At 40.0% G+C, this 1,498-nt stretch carries 3 protein-coding genes; 1 reads left to right on the top strand and 2 read right to left on the bottom strand.

Annotated elements, in window-relative coordinates; translation table 11 throughout:
- Nucleotides 1-415: cation:proton antiporter (locus Q0614_RS10635; RefSeq protein ID WP_298788621.1), on the top strand; the 415-nt coding region annotated here is incomplete at its 5' end.
- A 69-nt stretch (nt 416-484) separates the two neighbouring features.
- Here Q0614_RS10635 and Q0614_RS10630 read toward each other — a convergent pair.
- A complete protein-coding gene (locus tag Q0614_RS10630) occupies nt 485-943 on the bottom strand; it encodes a hypothetical protein (RefSeq protein ID WP_298788620.1) in 459 nt (152 codons plus the stop codon).
- 29 nt (nt 944-972) lie between these two features.
- Nucleotides 973-1,498 (bottom strand): hypothetical protein (locus Q0614_RS10625; RefSeq protein WP_298788619.1); only part of this gene is annotated, 526 nt, incomplete at its 5' end.

Genomic DNA, 1,498 nt, shown 5'->3' with positions numbered 1-1,498 from the left:
CGCAGGCACCTTCCTGCCGACCTTTTTCTCGCACAAGGACGACCTCATCGAGAAGCTATCGTCGTTCGGCTTTGGCTTTTTAGTGCCGATATTTTTCATACACACCGGAGCCGTGATCAAGCTAGAAGCGCTTCTTATGCCCGGAGTGATGAGCTTTGCCGCGAGCCTAGCGGCGCTGATGTTTGGCATCAGGCTGCTTGCGAGCGCTACGTTTTTAAGCACTCTGGGGCGCAAAGGCGCGGCGCTTTTTGCGCTATCGCTTTCTATGCCTCTGACGCTAGTGATCGCCACGGCGACGCTTTTTTACTCCACCGCCGCGATCTCGCAAGAGATATACTTCGCGATGATCATCGCCTCGCTCATAGAGGCGCTCGCGTCGATGATTTTGATAAATTTTATTTACAAGAAATTTTAGGGCGGGAATTTTAGAATTCTATGAAATTTGATTTTTATGCGGGACTAAAATGAAGTTAAATTTAAAGCTCTATTTTGCACTGCGATTGGTTAAGTCTTGTAGTTCCATAGTGTAGTTTGGAATTTGCTCCCGAGTAGAATAACCATATGCTTTTAATATTACATTCAACAGCTTCGTTATATCGCTTGCCGACAAAAGAGGTGTTTGCTTTGGATTTAGATTGAGCAGTTTCCAAATTCTATGGAATTCTTCGGGTCTCAATGCTTCGTCGATATCATAATCAAGGGTAACTTCAATAACTTCACCATTATAATATAAAATCCAAATTCCTTTAGAATCAGTGCCATGGTCATAATCTGGATCAGGAAAACTATAAATTTTCCATAGCCAACAACCCGCATCTCGATCAATAGTCCAACCAAGCTCATTAATAAAAGTCTCATAGTATGGATTATATTTGTAATAAATTCCGCTCAATCCGTACTTTTCATCATCCTCTTTGGTGATGATTGCATTTTCAAAAGCCACTCTCTCCTCCTCAAGAAATTTTAATAATTTTAGATTTTACGATCGGTTAGGTCTTGTAGTTCCATAGTATAATTCGGCTCCGGTTTCCACAAATCGCAGTCCCTATATGCTTCTAAAATTTCTTTTAACAGGCATAAAATATCTTGCTTACTAAGATTTTGCGTATGATTTGGTTTTAAATCTAGAAGCTCCCAGATTCTGTGGAATTCGTCCGATCGCGTATCCGCTACCTTTTGATCCAACACTACATATATTTGAGTGCTATCGCAATATAAGATCCATACGGCTTTTGCAAGCAACGCTCTATCGTAATTCGGATCTGGAAAGCTATAAATTTTTAAAAGCCAACAATCTAATTGCCTATCTATTGTAAAATTTAGATTTGGCAACTTTGCTCCATAATTATACTTACCATATAGCGCACTCAATCCATACTTCTCATCATCCTCTTTGGTGATGATTGCATTTTCAAAAGCCATCTGCACTCCTTGGAATTTAAAATTTAGCGTGCAAGCGGAAATTTCAAGTGCAAATTTTATGCAAAATTTTGCGATG

This window comes from uncultured Campylobacter sp. (assembly GCF_937997595.1).
Lineage (GTDB): Bacteria > Campylobacterota > Campylobacteria > Campylobacterales > Campylobacteraceae > Campylobacter_B.
The sequence above is the reverse complement of the archived record's forward strand: the minus strand, read 5'-3'. Positions and strand labels throughout refer to the sequence as shown.